This is a genomic window from Micromonospora sp. NPDC001898 (assembly GCF_042891255.1).
Taxonomy (GTDB): Bacteria; Actinomycetota; Actinomycetes; order Mycobacteriales; family Micromonosporaceae; genus Micromonospora.
This window is the reverse complement of the sequence record NZ_JBIATC010000005.1, coordinates 331,068-356,936: the sequence shown is the minus strand read 5'-3', so window position 1 is coordinate 356,936 and position 25,869 is coordinate 331,068. Positions and strand designations below refer to the sequence as shown.

The following is a 25,869-nucleotide window of genomic DNA, read 5'->3' as shown; positions in this document are numbered from 1 at the left end:
CCTCCCGACACGCCACGGGCGACCGCTCCGGCCGCCCGACCTCGCAACCTGCCCTATCGATTCAGACCCCGGACGAGTAACGCCCTCCTCGGCGAGTTGCCCGAGTTTTCTGCCGTGGCGGCCCACCGACCGACACCACCGGATACGCCGACGGCGGCCCCGACGGGGTGCCCCACCACGATGCTGATCTTGGTGGGGGACAGGTTAACGCGCCTCGGCCGTGATCGCCCGTCGAGCCGGGACCGCCGACCCTGCCCCGTCCACATCGTGGACGGAGCGCGGCGGTCGACCCTGATCGGAGGATCAGTGCAGGGCCCCTGATTCCCTGCTCGTTCGGGCAAATCAGCCACCGAGCCACCGACGAAGGCCATCGTGTCGATGGTGTGCCCATGTCCCATCAGACGGTATAGACGCCCACTGGCAGGACGTGGTGAACGGCACTGTGGAGAGCGTCGTCCCTCGACGCTACGGCCGGGGGTGGCCGTACGCGGTCGTCCGCTTGCGGGCCGGCCGCCCGGCCGCCGTGGCAATGCCCCGCAACTGCTCCTCGCTCCGTGCGGAGCCGTTGCCCGAACCGGCCATCCGGGAGATCGTCTCCTCCATCAGGGTGCCGCCCAGGTCGTTGCAGCCCCCGTTGAGCATCGCCACCGTGCCCTCGTCGCCGAGCTTCACCCAGGAGCACTGGATGTTGGCGATCCGGCCGTGCAGCAGCAGCCGGGACATCGCGTGCACCACCCGGTTCTCCCGCCAGGTCGGGCCGGGACGAGCGATCCCCGCAAGGTAGATCGGGGCGTTGGTATGGATGAACGGCAGCGCGACGAACTCGGTGAAACCGCCGGTGCGGTCCTGCACCCCGGCCAACACCCGGAAGTGGGCCAGCCACTGCCCGGGATGGTCGACGTGGCCGTACATCATCGTGGAACTGGACCGGATGCCCAGCTCGTGGGCCGTGCTGACCACGTCGACCCAGGCGGCGGCCGGCAACTTGCCCTTGGTGAGCACCCAGCGCACCTCGTCGTCGAGGATCTCGGCAGCGGTGCCCGGGATGGTGTCCAGGCCGGCCTCGCGCAGCCCGGTGAGCCACTCCCGTACCGGCACGCCGGCCTTCGCCGCCGCCGTGACGATCTCCATCGGGGAGAAGGCGTGCACGTGCATCCCCGGCACCCGGGCCTTGATCGCCCGGATCAGGTCCGCGTACCCGGTGACCGGCAGCTTGGGGTCGATGCCGCCCTGGAGGCAGACCTCGGTGGCCCCGACGGCCCACGCCTCCTCGGCCCGGTCGGCGACCTGGTCGACGGAGAGCCGGTACGCGTCGGCGTCGCGTTCGCGCTGGGCGAAGGCGCAGAACCGGCAGCCCACGTAGCAGACGTTGCTGAAGTTGATGTTGCGGTTTACGACGTAGGTGACGTCGTCGCCGACGGTGTCCCGGCGCACGTCGTCGGCGAGCCGGCAGAGCCGGTCCAGCGCCGGGCCGTCTGCGGCGAACAGCGCCAGGGCCGCGTCGGTGTGCCGGGGGTCGAGCAGCGCCGCCGGGTCGTCGGCGGCCAGCCGCAGCCCGGCACGCAGGTCGGCGTCGCCCGAGCCGGCGGTCGCCCCCAGGGCAGCGCCGCCCCCGGCCGGGCCCGGCGCACCGGGGCCCGCGTCGGCCTGGGCCGCCCCGGCGGGGGCGGGCCGGGGCCGGGGCGCCCCCGCGAGGCTGGCGTCGGCCTGGAGGGCCACCTCCGACCAGTCGCCGTAGACGCTGTCGAAGTCGCCGCGCCGGTCGTCGGCGCGGCCGGTGGTGTCGATGGTGGCGTGCAGGTCGGTCCGGCCGCCGCCGAAGACCTCCTCCGGCTCCTGCCAGGGACGGCCCACCGGGCGGGCCTCCTCGACCGCGAGCCCGGTGGCCGGATCAGCCAACGCCGACACGTGCGGCAGCAGGCGCGGGTCCAGCCACGGGTCGCCGGCCCGGACGTACTCGGGGTAGATCGTCAGCCGCTCGCGCAGCGTGAAGCCGGCCTGCGCGGTGCGCCGGGCCAGCTCGTCGAGCTGCGGCCAGGGGCGCTCCGGGTTGACGTGGTCCGGGGTGACCGGCGAGACCCCGCCCCAGTCGTCGATGCCGGCGCGCAGCAGCAGGTCGTACTCCCCCGCGATGAGATTCGGCGGGGCCTGGATGCGGGCCTTCGGCCCGAGCAGCACCCGGGCCACCGCGACCGTGGCGGCCAGGTCGTGCAGCTCGGCGTCGGGCATGCCGCGCATCGCCGTGTCCGGCTTGGCCCGGAAGTTCTGCACGATCACCTCCTGGAGGTGGCCGTACCCGCGCTGCGCGCGGCGGATCGCGAAGATCGCGTCCACCCGCTCCGCCGGGGTCTCGCCGATGCCGATCAGGATGCCGGTGGTGAACGGCACGCCGACCCGGCCGGCGTCGTCGAGCACCCTCAGCCGGACCGCCGGCTCCTTGTCGGGTGAGCCGTAGTGCGGACCGCCCGGCTCCGACCAGAGCCGGGTGGCCGTGGTCTCCAGCATCATCCCCATGCTCGGCGCGACCGGCTTGAGCCGCTGCAACTCCGACCAGGAGAGCACGCCCGGGTTGAGGTGCGGCAGCAGCCCGGTCTCCTCCAGCACCGCCACCGCGCAGGCGCGCAGGTAGTCGAGAGTGGAGTCGTAGCCCCGCTCGTCCAGCCACTCCCGGGCCGCCGGCCAGCGCTCCTCGGGCCGGTCGCCCAGGGTGAACAGCGCCTCCTTGCAGCCCTGGGCGGCGCCCTCGCGGGCGATGGCCAGCACCTCGTCCCGGTCGAGGAACGCGGCCGGCAGGCGGTGCGGGACCGTGGCGAAGGTGCAGTAGTGGCAGCGGTCCCGGCACAGCCGGGTCAACGGGATGAAGACCTTCTTGGAAAAGGTGACCACGCCGGGGCGGCCGGCCTCGCGCAGGCCGGCGTCGCGGATGTCACCGGCGACGCGGAGCAGTTCGTCCAGGGCCGGGCCCCGGGCGGCGAGCAGCGCGGTGGCCTCGTCGACGTCCAGCGCCCGCCCGGACCCGACTCGGCGCAGCGCCCGTTCGATGCTCATCGCGGTGGGCCCCGACTCCGTGCGATCAACCATCCGTCCAGCCTATGCGCTGGTTCACGAACGCCGCTACCGTCCGCGTGCCCACCCTTACCCGGCGGAGCAACCGGGCCGCCGGCACGGGAGCTCCTCGCAGCCCGGGTCCTGGGGGCGGGTTCACCCGGGCCTCCGGGTGCATCTGTTGTCATTCCCACACAACAGATGCACCCGGAGGGCTGCGGCGGTTCAGTCCTCGCGGTGGAAGCGCTGGGTGCGGTCGCTGTCGGAGTCCTGCTGCCCGTCGGGCGCACCCGCCTCGGTGGACTGACGCGGGATGGCCTGGGTCGGGTCGGCCGACGGCGGCTGGCCGAACGGCGGCGGCGGGGTGAACGACGGCGCCGACTGGGGCGGGGTGAACGGCGGTGCCGAGTACGGCGGCGCCGACTGCGGCGGGGTGAACGGCGGCGCCGACTGCGGCGGCGCCGAGTACGGCGGGGTGAACGGCGGCGCCGACTGCGGGGCCGGGGCGAACGACGTGGTCTGCTGGCCGGGCTGGCCATACTGGCCGGCGGCCGGACCGGGCTGGCCCGGCTGACCGTACTGGCCGAACTGTCCGCCGGGCTGGTTGGGCTGGTTGGGGGCCGGGTAGCCGGCCTGCTGCCCCTGGGGGGCCCAGCCGCCCTGCGGGCCGGGCTGACCCGGATGCTGCGGCCAGCCGGGCTGCGGCTGCCCGTACACGCCCGGGGCCGGCTTGGGCTTCGGGCTGAAGTAGAGGGCACGCCAGACCCGGACCACCACGAACGCGACGGTCGCGAAGATCGCCAGCCAGGCGATCCGGGTGAGCAGGCCGAGGAACGCGTCGAGCACCTCCGCCTTGGCCAGCCGGTCCACCGTCCAGATCAGCAGGGTGAGCGCGCCGAGCAGGGCGCCGAAGGCGTACTGGCCCAACGCCACCTGGGTGATGAGCTTGGCTCGGGACGCCACCGGGGCGACGTGCGTGGCGAGCAGCACGGCCAGCACCGGCAGCACGGTCGCCTCCAGCCCGGCGAACGAGAAGAAGCTGCTGCCCGCCCGGCTGTAGAAGGTGCTGTAGTCGGTCGGGGCGATCAGCCGGACGAGGCCGACGAAAAGCAGCACGGCGTTTGCGCCGAGCAGGACGAACGCGATCAGCTCGCGTAGCGGATTGGTGAGTTGGCGGGCCGGGGTGACGGGGTGGGGCGCGGGCGCCGTGTCACCGGACGCGGGCTCGGCGGGGCTGGTCACGAACTCCCCCTAGGAGGCGGTAACGGACAGTTGCCGACGTGAGCCTAGTCTCCCCTGGCACCCGCGCCCTCGGGGCGGGGCGTGCGGAAGGATGGACGCCATGCGAATCGTCGTTCTGACCGGCGGCATCGGGGGCGCCCGATTCCTGCTCGGCGTCCGGGCGTACGCCCGCGAGGTGGGGGCCGAGGTGACCGCCGTGGTCAATGTCGGCGACGACCTCTACCTGCACGGGCTGAAGGTCTGCCCCGACCTGGACAGCGTCATGTACACGCTCGGCGGCGGCGCCGACCCCGAGCGGGGCTGGGGGCGGGTCGGCGAGACCTGGACAGTGAAGTCGGAGCTGGCCGCGTACGGGGCCGAGCCGACCTGGTTCGGGCTGGGCGACAAGGACATCGCCACCCACCTCGTCCGCACCACCATGCTGACCGGCGGGTATCCGCTGTCGGCGGTCACCGAGGCGCTGGCCACCCGCTGGCAGCCCGGCGTACGTCTGCTGCCGGCGACCGACGACCGGCTGGAGACGCACGTCGTGGTGGACGATCCCGACGGCGGTGGCCAGCGGGCGATCCACTTCCAGGAGTGGTGGGTGCGGCACCGGGCGGACGTACCGACCCACCGGTTCGTCTTCGTCGGCGCGGAGACCGCGAAGCCCGCGCCCGGCGTGGTGGACGCGATCGCCTCGGCCGACGTGGTGCTGGTCGCACCGAGCAACCCGGTGGTGAGCGTCGCCCCGGTGCTGGCCGTGCCGGGGCTGCGGGAGGCGGTCACGGACGGGCCGGCCCCGGTGGTCGGCTTCTCCCCGATCATCGGCGGCGCGGCGGTGCGCGGGATGGCCGACCGTTGCCTGGCCGTGGTCGGCGTCGAGTGCAGCGCCGCCGGCGTGGGTGGGCTGTACGGGAGCCGGTCCTCCGGTGGCCTGCTGGACGGCTGGCTCGTGGCACCCGAGGACGCCGACACCGTGGTGCCGGACGTGACGGTCCGGGCGGTGCCGTTGCTCATGACGGACGAGGCGTCGACGGCGGCGATGGTCCGGGCCGCATTGGAGCTGGTGTGAGGCTAGAGATTCTGCCGGTGCTGGGCATCGGCGACGTGACCGAGGGCGACGACCTGGCGGCGCTGATCGCGACCGCCGCGCCCTGGCTGCACGACGGCGACGTGCTGGTGGTCACCAGCAAGATCGTCTCCAAGGCCGAGGGAAGGCTGGTGGACGTGCCGGCCGACGGGCCGGAGCGGCTGGCCGCCCGGGACGAGGTGCTGGCGGCGGAGACCGCCCGGGTGGTGGCCACCCGGGGGGCGACCCGGATCGTGCAGACCCACCACGGCTTCGTGATGGCCTCCGCCGGGATCGACGCCTCGAACGTCGACAAGACCCGGCTGGTGCTGCTCCCGGAGGATCCGGACGCCTCGGCGCGGGCCCTGCGGGCGGCCCTGCGCGAGCGCTACGACCTGGACGTCGCGGTGATCGTCAGCGACACGATGGGCCGGCCCTGGCGCAACGGGCTCACCGACGTGGCGCTCGGGGTGGCCGGCATGCCGGCGATCCGCGACCACCGGGGCGAGGTCGACCCGTACGGCAACGAGCTCCAGCTCACCGAGATGGCCGTGGTGGACGAGCTGGCCGGTGCCGGGGAGCTGATCAAGGGCAAATGCGACCAGGTGCCGGTCGCGGTGGTCCGCGGCTACCTCACGGCCACCCGGGACGACGACGTCGGCGCCCGGGAGCTGGTCCGCGACGCCGAGCTGGACCTCTTCTCGCTCGGCACCACCGAGGCGATGGCGGCCGGGCTCGCCGCCGCCGCGGTGCTGCCGGACGGCCCGGGCGAGGCCAGGGCCGACCCGGCCGCCGTGCGGCGGGCGATCGCCGCGGTGGCTGGCATGGTCGCACCCGGCACGATGTTCACCCACGTCACCGACGACGAGGTACGCGCCGTACTGGTCGCCGCCGTGCCCCGCTGGCCGGAGCAGGCCACCGACCTGGTGCTCGGCGAGTTGCCCGCCCCGGTCGACCCCGCAGACCTGGTGCGTCTCGGCACGGACCTGCAACGACTGCGCACCGCGCTGGCCGCCGAGGGGGTCCCGTCGGCGCTGCTGCCGCCGCCGACCGGCAGCACGGCCAGCGCCGCGCTCGCCCTCTGACACCCGGCCAGCACCGCGCTGACGCGTGGTCCTTGCCGCTGGCGGGTGGCGGTCCGCTCAGGCGTCGAGGATGGCGCGGCCCAGCGGGGTGAGGGTGTGCAGCACCGTGTTGCGGTCCCGGTGGCTGACCAGCAGGCCGGCGTTGCGCAGCACGGTGGCGTGCTGACTCGCCGCGGCCGGGGAGATGCGCAGGCGGCGGGCCACCTCGCCGGTGGTGCGCCCCTCGCCGGTGGCCTCCAGCACCGCAGCCCGGGTCCGGCCGAGCAGGGCGGCCAGCGCCTCCCGGCCGCTGCCGGTCGCGCCGCCCTCGCCGGGAGCGGGGGCCAGCCCGCCCAGCCGGTCCACCGGGTAGACCAGCACCGGCGGCAGCGCCGGGTCGAGCAGCGCCACCGGAACACCGGCGCAGAAGAACGACGGCACCAGCAGCAGGCCCCGGCCGTCCAGGTGCAGCTCCCGGCTGTTCGGGTAGCCGTGGATCTCCAGCACCCCCGACTCCCACCGGGCCATCGGGCGGAGGCTGGCCAGCAGCCCCTCGACGCCCCGGTCCAGCAGGGACCGGGCCCGCCGCTTCCGGTCCGCCTCCACCGCGGCCTGGATGCGCGACCAGTACGGGCTGAGCGCCAGCGCCCGGTACTGCTCCATCGACTCGGTGAGGTGGCGCAGCATCTCGGGCTCGCCCCGGGCCAGCGCCGCCGCCGAGGGGGGCAGGGGATTCTCCGCGACCACCCGGGTGAGGTCCCGGTGCAACTGCGGGGCGGGCGTGCTCCGCACCGCGTCCAGCCCCGCCTCCAGGCCCTGCACGCTGTCGTGCGGGGTGAGGAAGTCGGGGAAGTAGCCCCAGCCCGGGTTCAGCGCGAACAGCAGCCGGAGGTGCTCCTTGCCGGCGTGCCGGCGCAGCTCCCGGGAGACGCCGCGACGCCAGCCTGAGGTCAGCGGGTCCTGGCGGCCCACCTGGAGCACGTGCATGCTGAGGATCAGTTCCCAGAGCGGGTCTGCACCCGGGGCGACCCGGGTACGGAGGATGTCCTCGGCGGAAAAGTGGATCTTCAGCATTGGAGCGCTCCCCGTGCCTGTGGACAGCGGGCGGGCCCGCTGACCGTTCGCACTGTACCCGGACGGCACTTATCTCCATTTTTAAGCGTGGACTGAAAAACCTCGACGGCCCGGGCCCGACTTCGGCATGCTCTGCTTGCCCCGCAACGGGCCGGTCCGTCGTTCGGCGTCGGCCCGGGGCACCGGGGCCGGGGAGGATCCGGCGGCCGGGCGGCACCACGAGGGTCTGCGGCCCTTGTTCCGCAGGGGTGCCACCCGGCCGCTCACCCGGCGAGGGCGGTCAGCCGATCCAGAGCGCGATCCGGTGGTTCTCGTCCGTGACGTACCAGCAGTGGCCGTGCTCCTCGGCCAGCCCTTCCACGTGGTGGAACGGGGCCAGGTCGGCCACCAGCTCGGCCGGCAGCAGATGCCCCACGGCCTTCTCCAGGCGGAACCGCACGTGCCGCGAGGTGACGTGCCCACCCTGCGGGTGGTCGTCCAGCAGCACCGAGCCCTTGCCCAGCGCGTCGATCGAGCCGACGATCGCGGCGTAGCCGCCGTCGGGCCGGGGGGTCACCGCCCGGAAGCCGGTCAACGCCCCCGGCGGGGTCACCCCCGTCAGCGCGTACGCCCCGAGGGCGCGCGGCCAGGCACCCGCCTCGAACATCTCGGGCACCCCCGCCACCTCGACCAGGATCGGGTCCCCGTCGACGGTGACCGGGAAGCGCAGCCCGAGCAGCGCGGTGCCGTCCGGGGTGAACGCGGCGGCCTCCACGTTGAGCGGCAGGTCCCCCTCGGCGAGCCGGGTCACCCAGCCCTTGGCCCGGGCGGTGCCCCGGGCGACGGTCTCGACGATGAACCGGTCCCGCACCCGATCCCCCGGCGGCAGGGTGGCCAACTCGGCCCCGGCCAGCGCGTCGTTGACCGCGCGGTGCAGCCGGAACCGGTTCCGCACCACCCGGACCGGCAGGCGACCGCCGGCGGCGTCGTCCTCGCGGAACCGGGCCACGAATGCCCGGCGCGGGCGCAGCGGGCCGCCCTTCGACCCGAAGTGGGAGCCGAAGACGTACACCCAGCCGTCGTGGTGGGCCAGCGCCTCACCGTCCTCGGTGCGGCCGTTCTCCGGGCCGGCGTCGGCGTCCACGTGCCGGGCGGACCACCCGCCGTCCTCGTGTTCGAGCAGCAGGGCCAGGCAGCGCTCGACCGGCCCCTCGTCGAGGACGGTCCAGAAGCCGCGCCGGGCACGGTGGGCGGCGAGCAGGGCCGGGGAGCGCACCGGCAGCAGGTCGCTGGCCTCGTTGCCGGCGACGACGAACTCGACGAGTCGCAGGGGCACGGGGCAAGGGTAGGCAGCGGACGCACGCGCCTAGAGTGTGACCGTGTCAGATGTGACGAATAGTCCCCTGGTGACCCCTCGTGACAGCTCCCCGGGCGTCGGGGCGTACGCGGCCCTGCACGCCGACGCGACGGCCCTGCTGGCCGGATGGACGCCGACCGGCGCGGCGGCCGGGCGGGCCCGGGACCGCACCCTCGACCTGCTGGCCGGCGGGCCGGCGGCGCTGGGCCGGGAGCACCGGGCCGGCCACGTCACCGCGAGCGCGCTGGTTTTCGACGCCACCGGCGAGCGGATCCTGCTCTGCCTGCACGGCAAGTTCCACCGGTGGGTGCAGCTCGGCGGGCACTGCGAACCCGGCGACCGGACGCTGGCCGGGGCCGCGCTGCGCGAGGCGGGCGAGGAGTCCGGCATTCCCGGCCTGGTCGTCGACCCGGTCCCGATCGACGTGGACATCCACCCCGTGTCCTGCCGGGGCGCTTCGTTCCACTACGACGTGCGGTTCGCAATCTTCGCCCCGCCGGGCGCGACGGAGCGCGTCAGCGACGAGTCCGACGCGCTCGGCTGGTTCCCCCCGGACCGGCTGCCCGAGCCGCTGGCCGGCGGCACCGCCCAGCTCGTCGCCCCCGCCCTCGCCGCCCTGCGCCGCCGAACCAGCTGACCCGGGCTGGCCCCGGGTCCGGGCGGCGGGCCGGCCGCCGCCCGGGTCGGAAAGGTCAGATGTAGCTCTCCTCGCCCCGGTCCTTCAGCTCGTCGACGAGAGCCTTCACGTCCTGGGCGCGGTCGCGGGGGCAGACCAGCACCGCGTCCGGGGTGTCGACCACGATCAGGTCGTGCACGCCGAGCACAGCCACCAGCCGACCGGACTGCGGGACCACGACCAGGCCTGTGCTGTCGCGCAGCAGCACGCCCGGTCCGGCGTCCGCGCCGAGCACCACGTTGCCCGCCGGGTCGGCCGGGAGCACGTCGCCGAGGGTGTGGAAGTCGCCGACATCGTTCCAGCCGAAGTCGCCGGGGACCGTCGCCACCCGGCCGGCGGTCGCCGCGCCCTCCATCACCGCGTAGTCGACGGAGATCTTCGGCAGGGTCGGCCAGACCGTGCCGAGGATGTCGTCCTGCTCCGGGGTGCCCCAGGCGGTGGCGATCGCGGTGATCCCGGCGTGCAGCGCCGGCTGCTGCCGGGCCAGCTCGGCCAGGAACACGTCGACCCGCCAGACGAACATGCTGGCGTTCCACAGGTGGTGCCCCGAACGCAGGTACGCCTCCGCCACCTCGGCGGCCGGCTTCTCCTTGAACTCCCGCACCGGCCGCAGCGGCCCGTCCCCGACCGGGTCTCCGGTGTGCAGGTAGCCGTACCCGGTCTCGGCCCGGGTGGGGGTGATCCCCACCGTCATCAGCAGGCCCTGCTCGGCACCACGTACCGCCTCGCGGACCGTGGCCACCCATGCGTCGGCGTCCCGGATCAGGTGGTCGGCGGCGAAGGAGCCCATCACCGCGTCCGGCTCGCGCAGCGCGATCACCGCCGCGGCGAGGGCGATCGCCGCACAGGAGTCCCGGGGTGAGGGCTCGACGAGGATGTTCTCCTCGGGTAGGCCGGCAAGCTGTCGCGCCACCGCCGCGACGTGCGCGGCTCCGGTGACCACCAGGGTGCGTTCCGGGGTGGCCAGCGGGGCCAACCGGTCCACGGTCGCCTGGAGCAGGGAGGCGGGGGTGCCGGTAAGCGGGTGGAGGAACTTGGGATGGCCCGCACGGGACAACGGCCACAACCTCGTGCCGCTGCCGCCCGCCGGGATGACGGCGTAAAGCATCAGCACATCATGCCCGAACCGCCACGCTACGGACGAACCGTCGGGTCGAAGCCTCAGACGCGGGCCCGGCTCCACGCCGCGATGTGCACCTCGGCGCTGGACTTCCAGGTGAACTCCTTGGCCCGGTCGAAACCGGCCTTGGCCAGCGACAATCGGCGTTGCTCGTCGTCCAGCAGGGCGACCAGGTCGGTGGCGATCTGGGCCGGGTCCTCGCTGGTGTAGGCGACGGCGTCGCCGCCGACCTCCGGCAGCGACAGCCGCGGGGTGGTCAGCACCGGGGCGGCGCAGGCCATCGCCTCCAGGATCGGCAGGCCGAAGCCCTCACCGTACGACGGGTAGGCGGCGACCAGCGCCCCGCCGAGGAAGCCCGGCAGGTCGCCGTAGCGCAGGTAACCCGGGCGGAGCAGCCGCAGGTGTGACGGCACCTCGGCTACCGCCCGGTCGATGTCGTCGTCGTGCCCCTGGCCGCCCGCGATCACCAGCGCCGGCGGGTCGGCCCGGTCGGCCACCGCCCGGACCCAGCCGCGGATCAGGTTGGGGACGTTCTTGCGCGGCTCCTTCGCCCCGAGGAAGGCGATGTAGCTGCTGTCGCCGAGCCCCAGCCGGGCCCGGACCCTGGCCTTCTCCTCCTCGCCCGGGGCGTGGAAGGCTGCGTGGTCGACCCCGTGGTAGGCGACGTCGATCCGGGTCGGGTCGGCGTCGAGCAGGCGGATCAGCTCGTCCCGGGTGGCCTTGCTCGGCACGATCACCCGGCTGGCCCGGCGCAGCGAGGTCTTGATCGCGCTGCGGAAGAACGTCCGGCGGGACTTGTCGTAGTGCTCCGGCTCGGTGAAGAACGTCGCGTCGTGCACGGTCACCGTCACCGGGCAACCCGCCCGCAGTGGACACGTGTAGAACGGCGAGTGCAGCACCTGCGCGCCGACCTGCTGGGCCAGCAGGGGCAGGCCGGTCTGCTCCCAGGCGAGCCGGGCCGGCCGGTGCGCCACCGCGGCCGGGGCGGCGACGATCTCCGCGCCGGGCAGCATCCGGCTGTACCGCTCAAGGTCGGTGCGGAGGCTGACCACGGCCAGGTCGACCCCCTGGCCGCACACCTTGCCGAGGGCGCCGAGCAGGCCGTCGACGTATCGACCGACGCCACCGCGGTCGACGGGGACACTCGTGGCGTCGATGAGTACGCGGGGCGGGCGGCCGGCGGTCACGAGGCAACTCCTTGCAGTGGCGAATTTGTGGGGAACAACACTCCGGGCAAGCCTACGCCGGAGCCAGGTCCGGGCGCTGACTGCGACCCGACGGTACGCCGACTTGTCCATGTCAACGAGCACGGGCGCGGGGGGCGTATCGTTCGCGCCGATGGCCGACAACATTGCCCTGGTGTTCACCGACGCGATCGCGCCCGACCCCGCCCGCCCTCTGCTGACCTGGTACGACGACGCCACCGGCGAGCGCGCCGAACTGTCCGGCGCGACGCTGGCCAACTGGGTGGCCAAGACGGCCAACCTGCTCGTCGACGAGATCGGCACCGGGCCGGGCGAGTCCGCCGCGGTGCTGCTGCCCCCGCACTGGCAGACCGCCGCCGTGCTGCTCGGCTGCTGGTCGGTGGGGCTGACCGTGGCCGGCGGCCCGGGCCCCGCCGAGGTGCTCTTCGCCGCCGTCGACCGGGTCGCCGAGGCGGATGCCTGGCCGGCCGGCGAGCGGTACGTGCTCGCGCTCGCCCCGTTCGCCCAGCCGCTGCGCCAGGTGCCCGCCGGCTTCGCCGACTACGTGCTCGCCGTCCGGGCGCACGGCGACCACTTCACCCCGTACCCGAAGGGCGGGCCGCAGGACGCGGAGCTGCTGGCCCGCGCGGCCACCCGCGCGACGGAGCTGGGCATCGCCCGGGGCGACCGGGTCCTGCTGGACGCCGCCGTCCACCCCGACCCGGTCGACTGGCTGCTGGCCCCGCTGATGGCCGGCGCCACCGTCGTCCTCTGCGCCGACCTCGACCCGGCCCGCGTCCAGTCCCGCACGGACATGGAGAAGGTCACCCTGACCCTGACCTGAGCCGATCCGTGGCGTGCGCCGGTCCCCGGGGCCTGGAATGATCTACGGGGTCAGGCGGGGCTCGGGGAGCCCGACTCCGAGCGGCGCTGGGCGAAGGCGGCGAAGGCCGTCAGGGACTCCGGGTTGGCCAGTGCGCCCCTGGCCGCCGCGTTGTCGACCGGGGTGCCGGTGAGGATCTTCTTCACCGGGACCTCCAGCTTCTTCGCCGACAGGGTGCGCGGGACGGCCCGCACCTGGTGGATCTCGTCGGGGACGTGCCGGGGCGAGAGCGCGGTGCGCAGCTCGCGGCAGATCTTCTTGCGCAGGTCGTCGTCCAGCTCCAGGCCCCCGGCGAGCACCACGAACAGCAGCAGCTCCCCCGCGCCGCCCTCGTCGTCCTCCAGGTGCACCACCACCGAGTCGACGACCTCGTCCAGGCCCTCGACGACGGAGTAGAACTCGGCGGTGCCGAGCCGGACGCCGCCCCGGTTGAGGGTGGCGTCGGAGCGGCCGGTGATCACGCAGCCGCCCCGGTCGTTGATGGTGATCCAGTCGCCGTGCCGCCACACCCCCGGGTAGACGTCGAAGTACGCCTCCCGGTAGCGGGCGCCGTCCGGGTCGTTCCAGAACCCGACCGGCATGCTCGGCATCGGCGCGGTGATCACCAGCTCGCCCAGCTCGCCGACGACCGGGGTGCCGTCGGCGGAGCGGGCCTCCACCTTTGCCCCGAGGGCCCGGCAGGTGATCTCCCCGGCGTACACCGGCAGCAGGGGCACCCCGCCGACGAAGCCGGTGCACACGTCCGTGCCGCCGGAGAGGGACTGGAGCTGGAGGGCGTCGCCGACGTTGGCGTACACCCAGGTGAAGCCCTCGGCGGGCAGCGGCGCGCCGGTCGAGCCGACCCCCCGCAGCGCGGAGAGGTCGGCGATCTCCCTCGGCACCAGCCCGGCCTTGCGGCAGGCCAGTAGGTACGGCGCGGAGGTGCCGAAGTACGTGGTGCCGGTCTCCTCGGCCAGTCGCCACAGCCCGCCCAGGTCGGGGTGGGCCGGGTTGCCGTCGAACAGCACGATCGCCGCGCCCACCGCCGGCCCGGAGACCAGGAAATTCCACATCATCCAGCCGGTGGTGGTGAACCAGAGGAACCGGTCCGACGGGCCCAGGTCGTGGTGCAGGGCCAGCATCTTCAGGTGCTCCAGCAGGATGCCGCCGTGGCCGTGCACGATCGGCTTGGGCAGCCCGGTGGTGCCGGAGGAGTAGAGCACGTACAGCGGGTGGTCGAACGGCACCGGGACGAAGGCCAGCGGCTCGTCGGTCGGCGCGGCCAGCTCGGCCCAGGAGACCGCGCCCTCGGGCACGGCCTTCATTCGGTCCGGAGCGCCGCCGAGAGGCGCGGGGGCCGAATCGTGGCCGCCGGCCCCGGCCGGGTCGAGGTATGTGACGCCGACGGTGTGCCGGAGCGACGGCAGGGCGGCCCGGATCTCGGCCACCTCGGCACGCCGGTCGACGGGCTTGTCGCCGTACCGGTAGCCGTCGACGGCGACGAGGACCTTCGGCTCGATCTGCCGCCACCGGTCGGTGACGCTGCGGGTGCCGAACTCGGGGGCGCAGGACGAGAAGACCGCGCCGAGGCTGGCGGTGGCGAGCAGCAGCACGTACGTCTCGGGGATGTTGGGCGCGTAGGCGGCTACCCGGTCACCGGCGGTGACGCCCAGCCGGCGCAGCCCGGCGGCCACCCGGCGGACCTGCTCGCGCAGCTCGGCGGCGGTCAGGGTCACCGGCGCCCGGGTCTGACCGTGCGCGATCACCACGGCGTCGTCGTCGGCCCGGCCCGGCATCCGCAGCACGTTCTCGGCGTAGTTGAGCGTGGCGCCGGGGAACCACCGCGCGCCGGGCATGCCCCGGTCGGCCAGGGTCGCGGTCGGCGGGGTGTGCGCGACGACCGCGAAGTGATCCCAGACCGACCGCCAGAACGCGTCCAGGTCCGTGACCGACCAGCGCCACAGCTCGTCGTAGTCGGCGAAGTCCAGCCCTCGGTGCTCACGCAGCCAGCGCAGGTAGCTCCCGATCCGGGACCGCTCGCGTACGTCCGCCGGCGGCGTCCACAGCACGTCACCCACTGTTCCACTCTCCCCTGGCCCCGCACGACACTGTGAAGTGGGCCGTGCGCCATCTTGCCCTACCTCAGAACGCCATTCTCCGCGCCCGACCCCCGTCGGCGCACGTGCCGACCCCACATGCCCCACCCCCGCCAGGCGTGGGCCAGCGCCCCTTACCTGACGTCTCCGGCGCAGGAAGGGGCACTCCGCACACCTGTCAGCCGGCTCGGTGGGCCTGGATGGCGCGGCGGCGGGCGAGCCGGTGGGCGCGGCGGATCTCCGCCTCCCGGAACCGGCGTTCGTCCTCCGGGCTCTCCGGCAGCACCGGCCGGACCGTCCGCGGTGCCCCGCCGAGGTCGACGCCCACGAAGACGAGGTATGCGGTGGCCACCCGGACCGGCTCGTTCTCGGCCGAGTCCCACCGCTCGGCCACCACCCGCACCCCGACCTCCATCGAGGTCTGCCCGGTCCAGTTCACCTGGGCGTGCGCGTGCAGCAGGTCCCCGACCCGGACCGCCTCGGTGAAGACGATCTCGTCGATGGCCGCGGTGACCGCCGTACCGCCGCTGTGCCGGGCCGCGGCGGCCCCCGCCACGTCGTCGATGAACTTCATCAGCACTCCGCCGTGCACCGTGCCGTAGAGGTTGACGTCGACGGCGGTCATGATCCGGCTCAGGGTGACCCGGGAGTAGGAGGTCGGCTTGCCGGCTGGCGCGGTGGAGAGGTGCTCGGTCATGTCGAAAACGGTACGGTGCGCGGATGCGACATCTCTGGAGCTTCCTCGCGGGGTTGGTGGTGGCGCCCGTCACGTGGGTGCTGGTCACCCTCGGGCAGGACGGGTCGGGGCGCACCGTCGACCGTTGGGTCGAGATCGGCACGTCCAACTCGGCCAATCTCATCGAGCCCGCCGCATACCTCGCCGTCGGCGGGGTCCTGCTCGGCCTGCTCGGCACGCTGCGCACCTCACCGCTCGGCCCGCTCGTGGCCGGACTGCTGCTGGCCGCCCCGTACGTGGGGATGTTCGTCTCACCCTTCCAGGTGCGCGACCGCATCCCGGACGGCTGGAAGGTCTTCGGCGACCCCCTGCCGCTGCACGTTCCGGTGGCGAACGGGACGCTGTTCCTGATCGGCCTGCTGCTGGTCGTGGCCACCTTCAGCGGGCAGCGCTGGCGGCGGTGGCCCCGACCGGTGGCCGAGCCGACGCCGACGCCCGCCGAGGGGCCGGACCGCAACGAATTCACGCTGACCGACTGGCCGCCGGCCGGCGCGGCCGACCGGGACACGACCCCGCCGAGCCTCGGCTACCCGGACCCGACGCCGACCGAGCCGCTGCCGCGCCGCACCGGCGGGGAGTCACCGTGGTCGGCGCCGCCGCGCGGCGCCACCCGGTCGGAGGAGGACACGACCGAGATCCGGTGACGATCCGGCCGTACGCGCGCCGCGCGGCGGCCGACGACGGGATCGGGTGACGATGCGGGCGGGCCGGACTACCGGCCCGCCCGCCGACCGTAGAGGGACGAAGGGCCGTGACCCCGGGCGAGGACGACGCCGGGGCCGGGCAGAGGCTGCCGAACCTGCCCGGCAGGGCGCTGACCTGCGGGCACGGGCTCGCGGGGACGGGGGCGGCACGGGCTCGTGGCGACGGGGGCGACCCGAAGTGAACACAGCACCGTTAAAACGCCGCTCTAAATGAGCTTCAGAACGAATCGCATATTGACCGGCGGCGGTTGACAGGCGACATGCCCGTTTTTAGACTTCGCCCTCATGCGGAAGGCAATTCTGGCTCTTTCCGCTCCCCGGTCCTGCGATGAACGACCGGGTGTACCGCGTCAGTTCACATGGAATGTCGTCGCGACGGGAATCGGTGCCTGACATGAGCGTGACCGAATATCTGGAGTTCATCGGCGATCCGGCCAACGACGACGTGCAGGGCTGGCTGTATCCGACGGACGCCCAACTCCTCTGCGTGATCAACGACGTCCAGGCGAGCCGGGGTCATGCTGGCGACATTCTCGAAATAGGCGTCTACAAAGGGAAGAGCGCAATTCTGCTGGGATTCTTCCCACGCCCCGGAGAGACGCTGATCGCCTGCGACCTGTTTGATTCCGACGCCTCGGTCAGCGAGGAGAACCACCGCGAGAACGCCGCATTCTATCCCGGCCTTCAGCGGGGGGACTTCGAAAAGAACTACCTGCGTTTCCATGATCAACTGCCGACCGTGCACGCCCGACCCTCGGCCGACCTGAGCGATGTCGTGCCGGCCGGATCCTGCCGCCTCGTGCACATCGACGGGGCGCACACGTACGAGGCGACGCGCACCGACATCGAGACCGCGAGGCGACTACTCGGCCCCGGCGGCGTCGTGGTGGTGGACGACTGGTCGAGCGCACACATCCCGGGTGTCGCCATGGCGCTCTGGGAGCAGTACCTGACCGGCGACCTCATTCCCCTGGCCCTCAGCAAGGGCAAGTTCTACGCCACCTGGGATCCCTCGGGCCTGACCGGCGAGGAGGTCACGGCTGCGGTCACCGACCGCCCCGACCTCGACGTCAAGGGCTCCGTCCTGCTCGGCCGACACGCGGCCAGCAGCGTCACGATGACCGCGGATGCCTGGCAGAGATACTCGGCCAGCCTGCGGGCGGTGTACTCGAAGGTCTACTCCGGCGGCGGTGCCGGCGCGGCGCCGATGGTGGGTTTCTGACGTGCGCGTCGCAATGACGAGTCACCCGAACCCCAGCCACCTGGTGGGCGTCCTGTCGGCGGCGCGCGTCGCCCGACTCGCCGGACACGAGGTCGCCGTGGTGTCGGGCCCCAGCGTGGTCGACCGCATCGAGCAGGCGGGTTTCGCTGCCCTGCCCGTGGCCAGCCTGATGTCCATGGACGAGATGGTGGCCGCCCGAGCGGCCGCGGGCGGTACGGTCGCGACGACCGTACGCCCGGGGCCCCTGCCCTCCGGCGGGCCACCGGCGCCACGGGCGCATCCCTTCATCACCCCCGCAACGGCCCGGCAGGCGGCGGACATCGTGGACGCCCTCCGGGCGTGGGGCCCCGACTGCGTACTGCGCGACTCCACCGAACTCGGCGGATACGTGGCGGCCGAAGTCGTCGACGTTCCCTGCGGAACCGTCGACATCGCCCCGTTGTCACCATGCGCCCGGCCCGGAGCGCTACAGGAACTCAACCGGCTGCGGGCCGAGTTCGACCTGCCTGCGGTGGACGATCCCTGGCATGCCGTACGCCCCTTCCGGATAGGCCTGATCCCCGAGATCTTCTACCCCGAGGAACTGCGGTGGAGCGGCGCGCACTACTACCGCCCGTCCTCGCTGGACGTACGCGCGGACCGCGAGCTCACCGCCGGCCTCTCCGAGTACGCAGGCGACCGCCCCCTCGTCCTGGCGAGTCTGGGGATGAACGCTCCACGCTTCGACCCCCGGGCCACCACCGTGTTGAACGCGGTCATCGAAGCCCTGGGTGAACTGCCGGTGACGGGTGTGGTGGCGATCGGGTCGGACTACGACCCGGACCAGTGGGCAGGAGCGCGGGCGGCCAACGTCCACCTGCGGTCGTTCGTACCGCAACGGGCTCTGCTGCCGCTCTGCGACGTGTTCATCACCCATGCCGGGTTCAACGGGGTACGGGAGGCGTTCAGCGAGGGTGTGCCCATGATCGCCCTGCCCCTGTTCGGGGATCACCCGGCCAGCGCCGCCCGCCTCGCGCGCCTGGGGGTGGCGGTCGAGCTGGACGTCGCCTCGGTCACCGCGGCGGCGGTGCGGACGGCCGTCTCCACCGTCCTGCGCGACCCCGGCTACCGCAGTCGCGCCCAGGACATGCGATGCCGCATGGACGCCCTGCCGCCCCTGGACCGGATGGCGGACGACCTGCTGGCCTTCGTCACCAGCCCTGGCCATTCAGCCAGGGTCGGACCGAGCATCGTCAGCCGTCGAGTGCGGGAGGGACTTTCATGAAGGTCGGCGTAACCGGAGGAAGCGGCTTCATCGGCACCTACGTGTGCGAGGAACTTGCACAGCGGGGGCACGAGCCGGTCACCTTCGACCGTCAGCGGCGGGCACAGGCACCCCCGTGGGAGGTGATGCTCGGCGACGTCCGCGACGCGACCGCGATGGTCGAGCTCGCCGCGCACTGCGACGCCGTCATCCACCTGGCGGCCGTCCTCGGTACCCAGGAGACGATCCACAATCCGAGGCCGGCGGCGGAGACCAACACGTTCGGCGGGCTGAACTTTCTCGAGGCGATCGCGCAGTACAACCTGCCTGGCGTCTATATCTGCGTGGGCAACCACACGATGAACAACTGCTACTCGATCACCAAGACCACGGTCGAGCGGTTCGTGCGGATGTACAACTCCGAGCGCGGTACGCGGGTCAACTGCGTGCGGGTGGTCAACGCCTACGGTCCGCGCCAGCTCGCCGCGGCGCCGTTCGGGCCGAGCAAGGTCCGCAAGATCACGCCGGCGGCGGTGTGCCGGGCGTTGTCGGGCATGCCGGTGGAGCTGTACGGCGGCGGATACCAGGTCTCGGACATGGTCTGGGTCGGGGACGTGGCACGGAGCCTGGTCTCGGCCCTGGAAGCCGCCGCGGCCGGCCGGATCGTCGACGTGCTCGAGGTGGGCCCCACCGAGTCGAACAACATCCGGCACGCGGCGGAGACAGTCATCGACCTCGTGGCCGAACGGGGCTTCGGCAGGGTGCCCATCGTCGACCTGCCCATGCGTCCCGGCGAGGACCCGGCGACGCCGGTCCGGGCCGACGCGGGGACCCTGCGCTCCATAGGCATCGAGCCCGCCTCCCTGCGTGGGCTGGCCGACGGCCTCGCCGAGACCGTCGACTGGTTCATCAAGACCGAGGGCGAGCACTGGACCGCGCCGAACGGTCTGCGTCGAGGCGTCTGACAAACCGATCCGGGCCACCAGGAAAGGCACAACGAACGTGACAGGACTGAGAGCACCAGACGGGCCGGACAGCGGCGCCAGGCAGCTATACCTGGACCTGCTCAAGCGTTGCGTGACCAACACGATCTACCAGGACCCGCCGATCTCACCGCCGTGGGTACCGCAGGCCGAGTTCGACGCCGAGGCCCGGGCCGCCGGTCTCGACTGCCCCAGCGAGGCCCACACCATGGTCGGGTTCGCGCGACTGGACAACCTCCGGGAGCTGACCGAAACGGTGCTCCGCGACCGGGTCCCCGGCGACTTCCTGGAGGCCGGGGTGGGTCGCGGTGGCGCGATGATCTTCCTGCGAGGCGTGCTCAAGGCGTACGGGGTCACCGACCGCTCGGTGTGGCTGGCTGACTCGTTCCAGGGATTCCCGCCACCCCCCGCCGAGGCGCGGTACCAGATGAGTGACGTCTATCCGGAGTTGGCCGGCGAGCAGCGCGAGGAGCAGCGGCAGGCGGCGGAGGCGATGAAGGCGCGGTTCCTCAAGGGCGGCTCCGAGGAGGAGGTACGGGAGAACTTCCGCCGCTACGGACTGCTCGACGAGCAGGTGCGGTTACTGCCCGGCTGGCTCGCCGAGACCCTGCCCACCGCCCCGGTGCGACAACTGGCGGTCCTGCGGGTCGACAACGACCTCTACGCGTCCACGTACGCGACCCTGGAGCACCTGTACCCCAGGGTCTCGCCCGGCGGTTACGTCATCGTGGACGACTACCACTTCCTTGAGGAGTGCCGGCTGGCCGTGCACGACTACCTGAAGGCCTCCGGTGAGCAGACCCCGGACCTGGTCACCATCGACCGGTGTGGGGTGTACTGGCGCAAGGGCTTCTGACTCCGTCGCCGTACCGCGGCACCCAGGACATTTGGTCTCCCTGGACCGACCGGGGCCACCGACCGCGGCCCCGGTCGGTCCAGGTCACCAGGTCACCAGAAGCTCGGCGGGCAGCCGGTTGAACCGGTTGCTGACGATGGGGACGTCCGCCGCGGCCGGGACCAGCCTCAGGCCCGGGAACCGGGCCATCAGCCGGGCGAGAGCCTCCTGCAACTCGACGCGGGCCAACGGCGCACCCAGACAGAAGTGCGCCCCCGCGCCGAACGCGAGGTGGTGGCTCGCCGCGCCCCGGGACAGATCGAACCGCTCCGGGTCGGGCAGCCGCAGCTCGTCCCGGCCGGCCGCGTCGGGCGATATGAACACCGCCGCGCCGGCCGGGACCACGACGTCATCGAGCGTCACATCGCACGTGGTGTAGAGGAGACCGGCGAATCCGGTGCCGGACTGGGCGTACCGGAGGATCTCCTCGACGGCGAGGTCGACGGCGACGCCGCCCGAGCGCAGCCGGTCGAGCTCAGCGGGGTGCTGGAACAGGGCCAGTAGCCCGTTGCCGAGCTGCGTCGCCACGGTCTCGTAGCCGGCGACGGTCAGCAGCATCACCGTCGAGACCAGTTCCTCGTCGGACAGGTCACCGGACTGCCCGATCATCTGGGACAGCGGGTCCTCGCCCAGCTGGCCTCGCCTGTGGCGGACCAGCTCGACCGCGGCCCCGTGCAGACCGGCCATCGCCGCGCCGAAGGCGGCCATGGACGCTCCACCGGCCCGCATCGCCAGAGCCCACGCCTCGAACGCCGGGCGAAGCTGGTCCGGCACGTCGAAGAGCGCGAAGAGCACCCGCAGCGGCAGCCGGAAGGCGAACCGGTCCATCAGGTCGACCGGACGGGGCGCCGCCTCGCACCCGTCGAGCAGCTCCTCGACGAGCTCGCCGACCCGGATCCGCATGGCCTCGGCCTGCCGGACGTTGAACGCCTGGTTGGTGCGGCTACGCCAGCGGGCGTGGTCCGCCTGGTCGGCGATGAACAGTCCGAAGTCGAACACCGGAGCCGGCGCGGAGGAGGGTGCCCCGTTGGTGCTCCCGCCCGTCGGACGACCACCGGATGGGGCGACTGCCCGAGCCCGCACCGGACGCCGGCTGAACCGCTCGTCGCTCAGCACCATCCGGACGTGCCGATAGCTGGTGACCAGGTACGCGGGTGCGCCGCTGGCGAGCTGGACCCGGGCGACCGGTTCAGTACGGCGCAGGCGCGCCATCTCCGGAGGAAGCCGGAAGGGGCACTCCGGGGGAAACGGGTATACGGGTGCCGCAGCAACCGCGAGCGCGGGGGCGGCGGTGGATCCGGCCGACGCTGAGTCCGGGCCGTCAACGGGGCTTACGCTCTCGGCGGCGACCTCGTGACCGGGATGGTCCGGCGATGTCATGCGCGCTCCCTGTCTACGTGGTGAACGGGTCAAGTCGCCGGCCATCGGCTCGGCGCCTGACGGTATTCGACGATGAAGAGGTACGGATTCCTGCGTGAAGAATCGCGGTCCGGCTCGGAAAATATCCCGGACGACCGGAGGCAGACAAGGGAAGTTGACGGGGGTGAATTACCATGATAGGCGGTGACGATATGCGCCGGCATGATGTTCCACCTGCGGACTCGTCGACGATCTCGCTGACGCTGAGCCCCGATTGTGGTGGCAGGTAGATACAGATAATGCCGTTCTTTAGCCATCCTTGTCCGGCTCTTGAGCGACCACACTCGCCGCTGATTTGGCAGTGACCAGGCCGTCGGCCCGTCAACGACCACCCGCCCGGCACGCCGCGTCCCGAACCCATTTCGGACTCCGTAGTCTCCCGATAGACTCGTCGGCAGGTTATCGGCCTGATATTGGAGGAAGTCGTGCAGGACAACGGCCTTTACTGCTCCATAATCCTGTGGGACCTGTCCCACTCCGAGCAGACGGTGGCCTCGCTGCGGGCCTACCTGCGCGACTACGCCGTCGACGCCTATTCACAGGTGCCCGGGCTACGGCAGAAGGTGTGGATCTCGTCGACCGGACCGGACGGCGAGACCTGGGGGGCGGTATACCTGTGGGACAACAGGGAAGCCGCCTACGGCGCTCCGCCGGTCGCCTCCCGGGTGGGTGAGCTGATCGGCTATCTCCCCACCAGCCGACAGTATTTCGGGGTGGAGGCCGCTGCCGAAGGGCTCAGCGACGTCGGCAAGCTCGTGGCCGGCGTCGGGATGGCCTACGAGGCGCCGGAGGCGGAGCCCTTCGTCCGCCCCGTGGAGCACAACCGGGGCACCGCTTCGATCATCCCCGTCCACCCCCGGCGCGGCTGAGGCGCCGAGCCCACGTCACGCGACCGACCGGCGGCCCGACCGGCGTCGCGCCGCGGGTCGGTCGCCTCAGGAGAGGTCGTCGAGGATCGACAGGGCATCGGCGCCGCTCAACGATTCGCAGGCTCGACCGATGACGTGGCAGAGGAAGTACCGCTCGGCCAGCGTCAGACCGGCGGTGTGCAGACCGAGGTAGAGCAGGCTGGTGCAGAGACGTACAGCGAGGAACGCCGGATCACCCTGGATGTACGTCTGCAGCGTCGTCGACGCGCCCGCCTTGCGATGGAACCGGCTGTGGGCCAGGTCGTTGCCGTGCCGGGTCGGGTCCGGCGGCGCCGAGATCGTCAACTCCCCCGCCCGGAACGCGGACATGAACTCCGCCTTCGCCGCACAGGCTGTCGCGTACCAGAGCCCGGCGGGGCCGTCTCGCAGCGAGCCGGTCTCGGCCGCCTCGAAGACTGCGGCGACCGTCCGGTCGATACCGGCCCGAGCGCCGTGGTATCGGCCGTCCATCGCCGCGCGTGCGGCTGCCGGATCCCGGCAGGTCGCGAAGAACGCCTCGGCGTGGGACCGGAAGCTCAGGAAGCCCAGCGGTACGCCGTTGAGGGCGAGATTCTCGGCGCCCGGAGCGGCCGATGGACCCTGCGCCTTGAGCTGCGCCGCCATCACGGGCAGGGCGGCCTCCAGCATCGACCGGCGCTGGCCCCGGCCCTCCTGCGCCAGTTGCACCAGCGCCGGGCCGACCCGGTGCAGGAAGGTGCGGGTGAGCGCGGGCAGGGCGGCGCCACCGAAGACCGGCCCGGCGAGCGGAACCAGTCGGGCGGGCCGCACCACGGCGGTGTCGAGGGACGCCACCGGGGAGTCGGGCGGGCCGGCGGGCCCGCCCGGGAGCCGGGAATCAACCGTGACGGCCCCGGCGACCGCCGGCTCGGGCGACGCCCGCAGCACCGTCCGGTAGGCGTCCGCCAGCTCCGAACCGCTCGCCGCCAGCGCCTGCACGTAGATCGCCGGCACCCCCTGAGCGGTGACGTCGCGGACCAGCAGCGCGCCACCGATCCCGGAACCGGTGCTCGCGCAGGTGTCCAGCAACGGCCCTGCCACGTCGGCGACGAAGGCGCACCACCGATCGGCGGGAACGACGATCTCCAACTCCCACCAGCGGCGAGTGGTACCAGTCATTCAAGTTCCGGCTGGGACATCGCCATCTCGAACGCCAGCTCGATGAGGGTCACCCCGACGTTGCGTACCGGCAGTCGGATGCCCCGCTCGTCGGAGACGAGCCCTCGTCCCCGAAGGAACTCGGCCAGCGGCGCGATGGTCGGACGGGTGAGCACCTCGTCGAGCTCGGTGCCGGTGGCGATGCGCCACTCGTCGCGCAGGACTCCGTCGAACATCGCGAGACCGGCCTGGAGGAACGAGACCAGCACCCGGTCCTGGCTGGCGGGTACGGCGATGTCGAAGCTGGTCGGCGCCTGGACGTAGCTGTGCAGCAGGCCCTTGCGGTGGGACTGGAACTGCTGGTTCACCAGCGAGATCGCCCCGGAACCGAAGCCGACAGTGTCGGCGCGCAGTTGGAAGTACATCGCGGCGAACGGCGAGACCTTGCCGAAGTAGCCGGAGGCGTACTCGTGCATTCCGGCCGCGTTGATCAGTCGGCGCGCTTCGGTGAACAGGTGTTTCTGGTTGCGCACGTAGCCGCGCTTCTCGTCGGGATCCATCTTGCGGCGCATGAACGTGCCGGGCGTGGGCCGGAACGAGTAGAGCGACAGGTGGTTGATCGGCAGCTCCAACGCCCTGTCCACCGTGTGCCGTAGCTCGTCCAGGCTCTGGTCCGGGAAGCCGGACATGATGTCGATCGACACGTCCTCGAACCCCACGGCGCGGGCCGCGTGGGTGAGCCGGCTGGCCTGGGTGGCGTTGTGCCGACGACCTAGCCGCTTGAGCCGCTCGTCGTCGAAGGACTGGACGCCGCTGGAGACCCGGTTGAAGCCGAGGTCACGGAAGAAGGCGAGCTTCTCCTCGTCCACGGTGTCCGGGCTGCATTCGATGGTGGCCTCGGCGACGGTGCTCAGGTCGAACGAGTTCCGCAGGGCGGCCATGACCTGTGTGGCCTCGTCGTTGTCGAGGCTGCTCGCCGTGCCGCCGCCCCAGTAGACGACGTACGGCAGGGTGTCGAGACCGGCCAGCTCGGCGCCGCGGTGCTCGATCTCCTGGCACAACGCCCGGATGTAGTTCATTCGGACTGAATCGCCGGGCTTGCGCAGCAGGTCCCTGTTGGGGATCGCCTGGACCCAGTCGCAGAAGGTGCAGCGGGAGTGACAGAAAGGCACATGCACGTACAGCATGAGGACGCGTTGTTCCGCGCTGCTGCTCGGCAGGTGGAGCTCGGTGTCGGCGATGGGTGCGGTAGTCATGAGCTGTTCCTTTCGGGCGCCGCCGCGTTGCTGCACATCCGGAACGTGCCCCGCGGCGGCGGGGGCCCTTGGCCGCGGGGCACGTTCCGGCGTGATGGGCTATCTCGATGTCGGGCTATCGGCGGTCGCCGAGCGGACCCGCGGGATCGAGCGCCAGCGTCGTCAGGAGGAGCAGCTGCAGCTGCACTCGCACGTGGTGCAGGACGCCGACATGACCTTCGCGACGACGTCGCTGTCCTCGAGCCGGCTCTCGTCCAGGAACTCCGAGATCTCCAGGTCGTCGATGTCGAGCGTAAGCAGCTCGTTCTCCATAATCGCCACCCTCTTTCTGATTCGGTACCTCGTGGCCCCCGACACCGACGAAGTTATGGAGCATCCAGTGGTGTTGTCAAGGCTATCCGAGCAATCTTCGATGGAATAAATGTTCGCTATAAAACCCCTACAGGCAAGCTATTCTCGGACCACAGAAACGAAATCGTCGCACTGTAGAAACAGCACGGATAAGACACATTCTTCCAGCTCGGCGGGGGCGTTCGCAGACTCGCCGACGGCTTCTAGCATCGCAATTGTAAACTGTCAAGGGCACCTTTCGGCATTGATCGGAGTGCGGTAGCGTCGCCGCAGACACGACGGGGGT

At 72.2% G+C, this 25,869-nt stretch carries 22 protein-coding genes; 10 read left to right on the top strand and 12 right to left on the bottom strand.

Annotation, left to right across the window (positions count from 1 at the left end; translation table 11 throughout):
• Positions 1-465: 465 nt before the first annotated feature.
• Positions 466-3,081 (bottom strand): bifunctional FO biosynthesis protein CofGH, encoded by a 2,616-nt coding sequence (locus tag ACFYZF_RS14675; protein WP_387020099.1) that lies wholly within the window; start codon positions 3,079-3,081, stop codon positions 466-468.
• A 189-nt stretch (positions 3,082-3,270) separates the two neighbouring features.
• Positions 3,271-4,287 carry a hypothetical protein gene (locus ACFYZF_RS14670; protein ID WP_387020096.1) on the bottom strand — a complete coding sequence of 339 codons (1,017 nt, stop codon included), beginning with the start codon at positions 4,285-4,287 and terminating at the stop codon, positions 3,271-3,273.
• A 100-nt stretch (positions 4,288-4,387) separates the two neighbouring features.
• Here ACFYZF_RS14670 and cofD point away from each other — a divergent pair, with 100 nt between their 5' ends.
• Both cofD and ACFYZF_RS14660 read left to right on the top strand, forming a co-directional pair.
• Positions 4,388-5,341, top strand: coding sequence for a 2-phospho-L-lactate transferase (gene cofD, locus ACFYZF_RS14665; RefSeq protein ID WP_387020093.1), 954 nt, complete (start codon positions 4,388-4,390; stop codon positions 5,339-5,341).
• Positions 5,338-6,423: a coenzyme F420-0:L-glutamate ligase gene (locus ACFYZF_RS14660; protein ID WP_387020091.1), complete on the top strand. Its 1,086-nt coding sequence runs from the start codon at positions 5,338-5,340 to the stop codon at positions 6,421-6,423. Before cofD ends, ACFYZF_RS14660 begins: the two co-directional genes overlap by 4 nt.
• Positions 6,424-6,480: 57 nt before the next feature.
• Here the strand turns inward: ACFYZF_RS14660 and ACFYZF_RS14655 are convergent, their stop codons facing one another.
• Together ACFYZF_RS14655 and ACFYZF_RS14650 are read right to left on the bottom strand one after the other, a co-directional pair.
• Complete coding sequence (locus ACFYZF_RS14655; protein WP_387020088.1) at positions 6,481-7,476, bottom strand: helix-turn-helix domain-containing protein; 996 nt, start codon at positions 7,474-7,476, stop codon at positions 6,481-6,483.
• 280 nt (positions 7,477-7,756) lie between these two features.
• The gene (locus ACFYZF_RS14650) at positions 7,757-8,791 is read right to left on the bottom strand and encodes a hypothetical protein (protein ID WP_387020085.1); all 1,035 of its coding nucleotides are present in this window, start codon (positions 8,789-8,791) and stop codon (positions 7,757-7,759) included.
• 70 nt (positions 8,792-8,861) lie between these two features.
• On the opposite strand from ACFYZF_RS14650, the gene ACFYZF_RS14645 reads away from it, so the two are divergent.
• Entirely contained in the window at positions 8,862-9,449 is a 588-nt protein-coding gene (locus tag ACFYZF_RS14645) for an NUDIX hydrolase (protein ID WP_387020083.1), read from the top strand.
• Between the two features lie 55 nt (positions 9,450-9,504).
• Here the strand turns inward: ACFYZF_RS14645 and ACFYZF_RS14640 are convergent, their stop codons facing one another.
• A complete protein-coding gene (locus ACFYZF_RS14640; protein ID WP_387020081.1) occupies positions 9,505-10,596 on the bottom strand; it encodes a mannose-1-phosphate guanylyltransferase in 1,092 nt (363 codons plus the stop codon).
• Positions 10,597-10,649: 53 nt separating this feature from the next.
• Positions 10,650-11,795 carry a glycosyltransferase family 4 protein gene (locus ACFYZF_RS14635; protein WP_387020078.1) on the bottom strand — a complete coding sequence of 382 codons (1,146 nt, stop codon included), beginning with the start codon at positions 11,793-11,795 and terminating at the stop codon, positions 10,650-10,652.
• A gap of 151 nt (positions 11,796-11,946) precedes the next feature.
• Between ACFYZF_RS14635 and ACFYZF_RS14630 the strand changes: the two genes are divergently transcribed.
• On the top strand, positions 11,947-12,636 hold the full coding sequence (locus tag ACFYZF_RS14630) for a TIGR03089 family protein (RefSeq protein ID WP_387020076.1): 690 nt from the start codon (positions 11,947-11,949) through the stop codon (positions 12,634-12,636).
• 50 nt (positions 12,637-12,686) lie between these two features.
• Here ACFYZF_RS14630 and ACFYZF_RS14625 read toward each other — a convergent pair whose 3' ends face one another.
• Entirely contained in the window at positions 12,687-14,732 is a 2,046-nt protein-coding gene (locus ACFYZF_RS14625; RefSeq protein WP_387020074.1) for an acetoacetate--CoA ligase, read from the bottom strand.
• A 196-nt stretch (positions 14,733-14,928) separates the two neighbouring features.
• Positions 14,929-15,447 carry an acyl-CoA thioesterase gene (locus ACFYZF_RS14620; protein WP_387020071.1) on the bottom strand — a complete coding sequence of 173 codons (519 nt, stop codon included), beginning with the start codon at positions 15,445-15,447 and terminating at the stop codon, positions 14,929-14,931.
• 23 nt (positions 15,448-15,470) lie between these two features.
• Here ACFYZF_RS14620 and ACFYZF_RS14615 point away from each other — a divergent pair, with 23 nt between their 5' ends.
• From ACFYZF_RS14615 to ACFYZF_RS14595, 5 genes are all read left to right on the top strand, one after another.
• Positions 15,471-16,130: a hypothetical protein gene (locus tag ACFYZF_RS14615; protein WP_387020068.1), complete on the top strand. Its 660-nt coding sequence runs from the start codon at positions 15,471-15,473 to the stop codon at positions 16,128-16,130.
• Positions 16,131-16,584: 454 nt separating this feature from the next.
• Positions 16,585-17,412 (top strand): class I SAM-dependent methyltransferase, encoded by an 828-nt coding sequence (locus ACFYZF_RS14610; protein WP_387020065.1) that lies wholly within the window; start codon positions 16,585-16,587, stop codon positions 17,410-17,412.
• A 1-nt stretch (position 17,413) separates the two neighbouring features.
• Entirely contained in the window at positions 17,414-18,676 is a 1,263-nt protein-coding gene (locus tag ACFYZF_RS14605; protein WP_387020062.1) for a glycosyltransferase, read from the top strand.
• Positions 18,673-19,620: an NAD-dependent epimerase/dehydratase family protein gene (locus tag ACFYZF_RS14600; protein ID WP_387020059.1), complete on the top strand. Its 948-nt coding sequence runs from the start codon at positions 18,673-18,675 to the stop codon at positions 19,618-19,620. The genes ACFYZF_RS14605 and ACFYZF_RS14600 overlap by 4 nt, the downstream gene beginning before the upstream one ends.
• A gap of 37 nt (positions 19,621-19,657) precedes the next feature.
• On the top strand, positions 19,658-20,494 hold the full coding sequence (locus ACFYZF_RS14595; protein ID WP_387020056.1) for a TylF/MycF/NovP-related O-methyltransferase: 837 nt from the start codon (positions 19,658-19,660) through the stop codon (positions 20,492-20,494).
• An 84-nt stretch (positions 20,495-20,578) separates the two neighbouring features.
• On the opposite strand, the gene ACFYZF_RS14590 is transcribed toward ACFYZF_RS14595, so the two are convergent.
• Entirely contained in the window at positions 20,579-21,745 is a 1,167-nt protein-coding gene (locus ACFYZF_RS14590) for a cytochrome P450 (RefSeq protein ID WP_387020054.1), read from the bottom strand.
• Positions 21,746-22,377: 632 nt separating this feature from the next.
• Here ACFYZF_RS14590 and ACFYZF_RS14585 point away from each other — a divergent pair.
• Complete coding sequence (locus tag ACFYZF_RS14585) at positions 22,378-22,821, top strand: hypothetical protein (RefSeq protein WP_387020051.1); 444 nt, start codon at positions 22,378-22,380, stop codon at positions 22,819-22,821.
• Positions 22,822-22,887: 66 nt separating this feature from the next.
• Here the strand turns inward: ACFYZF_RS14585 and ACFYZF_RS14580 are convergent, their stop codons facing one another.
• The 3 genes from ACFYZF_RS14580 to ACFYZF_RS14570 all read right to left on the bottom strand — a co-directional run bounded on the left by ACFYZF_RS14580 (position 22,888) and on the right by ACFYZF_RS14570 (position 25,544).
• A complete protein-coding gene (locus ACFYZF_RS14580) occupies positions 22,888-23,997 on the bottom strand; it encodes a hypothetical protein (protein ID WP_387020048.1) in 1,110 nt (369 codons plus the stop codon).
• The gene (locus ACFYZF_RS14575) at positions 23,994-25,232 is read right to left on the bottom strand and encodes a coproporphyrinogen-III oxidase family protein (protein ID WP_387020045.1); all 1,239 of its coding nucleotides are present in this window, start codon (positions 25,230-25,232) and stop codon (positions 23,994-23,996) included. The genes ACFYZF_RS14580 and ACFYZF_RS14575 overlap by 4 nt, the downstream gene beginning before the upstream one ends.
• 162 nt (positions 25,233-25,394) lie before the next feature.
• Positions 25,395-25,544, bottom strand: coding sequence for a thiocillin/thiostrepton family thiazolyl peptide (locus ACFYZF_RS14570; protein ID WP_117665676.1), 150 nt, complete (start codon positions 25,542-25,544; stop codon positions 25,395-25,397).
• Positions 25,545-25,869 lie beyond the last annotated feature (325 nt).

Coding starts and splice junctions, on each gene's coding strand:
- ACFYZF_RS14675 (WP_387020099.1), bottom strand. CDS start 3,081: ATGGTTGATCGCACGGAGTCGGGGCCCACCGCGATGAGCATCGAACGG.
- cofD (WP_387020093.1), top strand. CDS start 4,388: ATGCGAATCGTCGTTCTGACCGGCGGCATCGGGGGCGCCCGATTCCTG.
- ACFYZF_RS14655 (WP_387020088.1), bottom strand. CDS start 7,476: ATGCTGAAGATCCACTTTTCCGCCGAGGACATCCTCCGTACCCGGGTC.
- ACFYZF_RS14640 (WP_387020081.1), bottom strand. CDS start 10,596: ATGCTTTACGCCGTCATCCCGGCGGGCGGCAGCGGCACGAGGTTGTGG.
- ACFYZF_RS14630 (WP_387020076.1), top strand. CDS start 11,947: ATGGCCGACAACATTGCCCTGGTGTTCACCGACGCGATCGCGCCCGAC.
- ACFYZF_RS14620 (WP_387020071.1), bottom strand. CDS start 15,447: ATGACCGAGCACCTCTCCACCGCGCCAGCCGGCAAGCCGACCTCCTAC.
- ACFYZF_RS14615 (WP_387020068.1), top strand. CDS start 15,471: ATGCGACATCTCTGGAGCTTCCTCGCGGGGTTGGTGGTGGCGCCCGTC.
- ACFYZF_RS14610 (WP_387020065.1), top strand. CDS start 16,585: ATGAGCGTGACCGAATATCTGGAGTTCATCGGCGATCCGGCCAACGAC.
- ACFYZF_RS14600 (WP_387020059.1), top strand. CDS start 18,673: ATGAAGGTCGGCGTAACCGGAGGAAGCGGCTTCATCGGCACCTACGTG.
- ACFYZF_RS14590 (WP_387020054.1), bottom strand. CDS start 21,745: ATGGCGCGCCTGCGCCGTACTGAACCGGTCGCCCGGGTCCAGCTCGCC.
- ACFYZF_RS14580 (WP_387020048.1), bottom strand. CDS start 23,997: ATGACTGGTACCACTCGCCGCTGGTGGGAGTTGGAGATCGTCGTTCCC.
- ACFYZF_RS14575 (WP_387020045.1), bottom strand. CDS start 25,232: ATGACTACCGCACCCATCGCCGACACCGAGCTCCACCTGCCGAGCAGC.
- ACFYZF_RS14570 (WP_117665676.1), bottom strand. CDS start 25,544: ATGGAGAACGAGCTGCTTACGCTCGACATCGACGACCTGGAGATCTCG.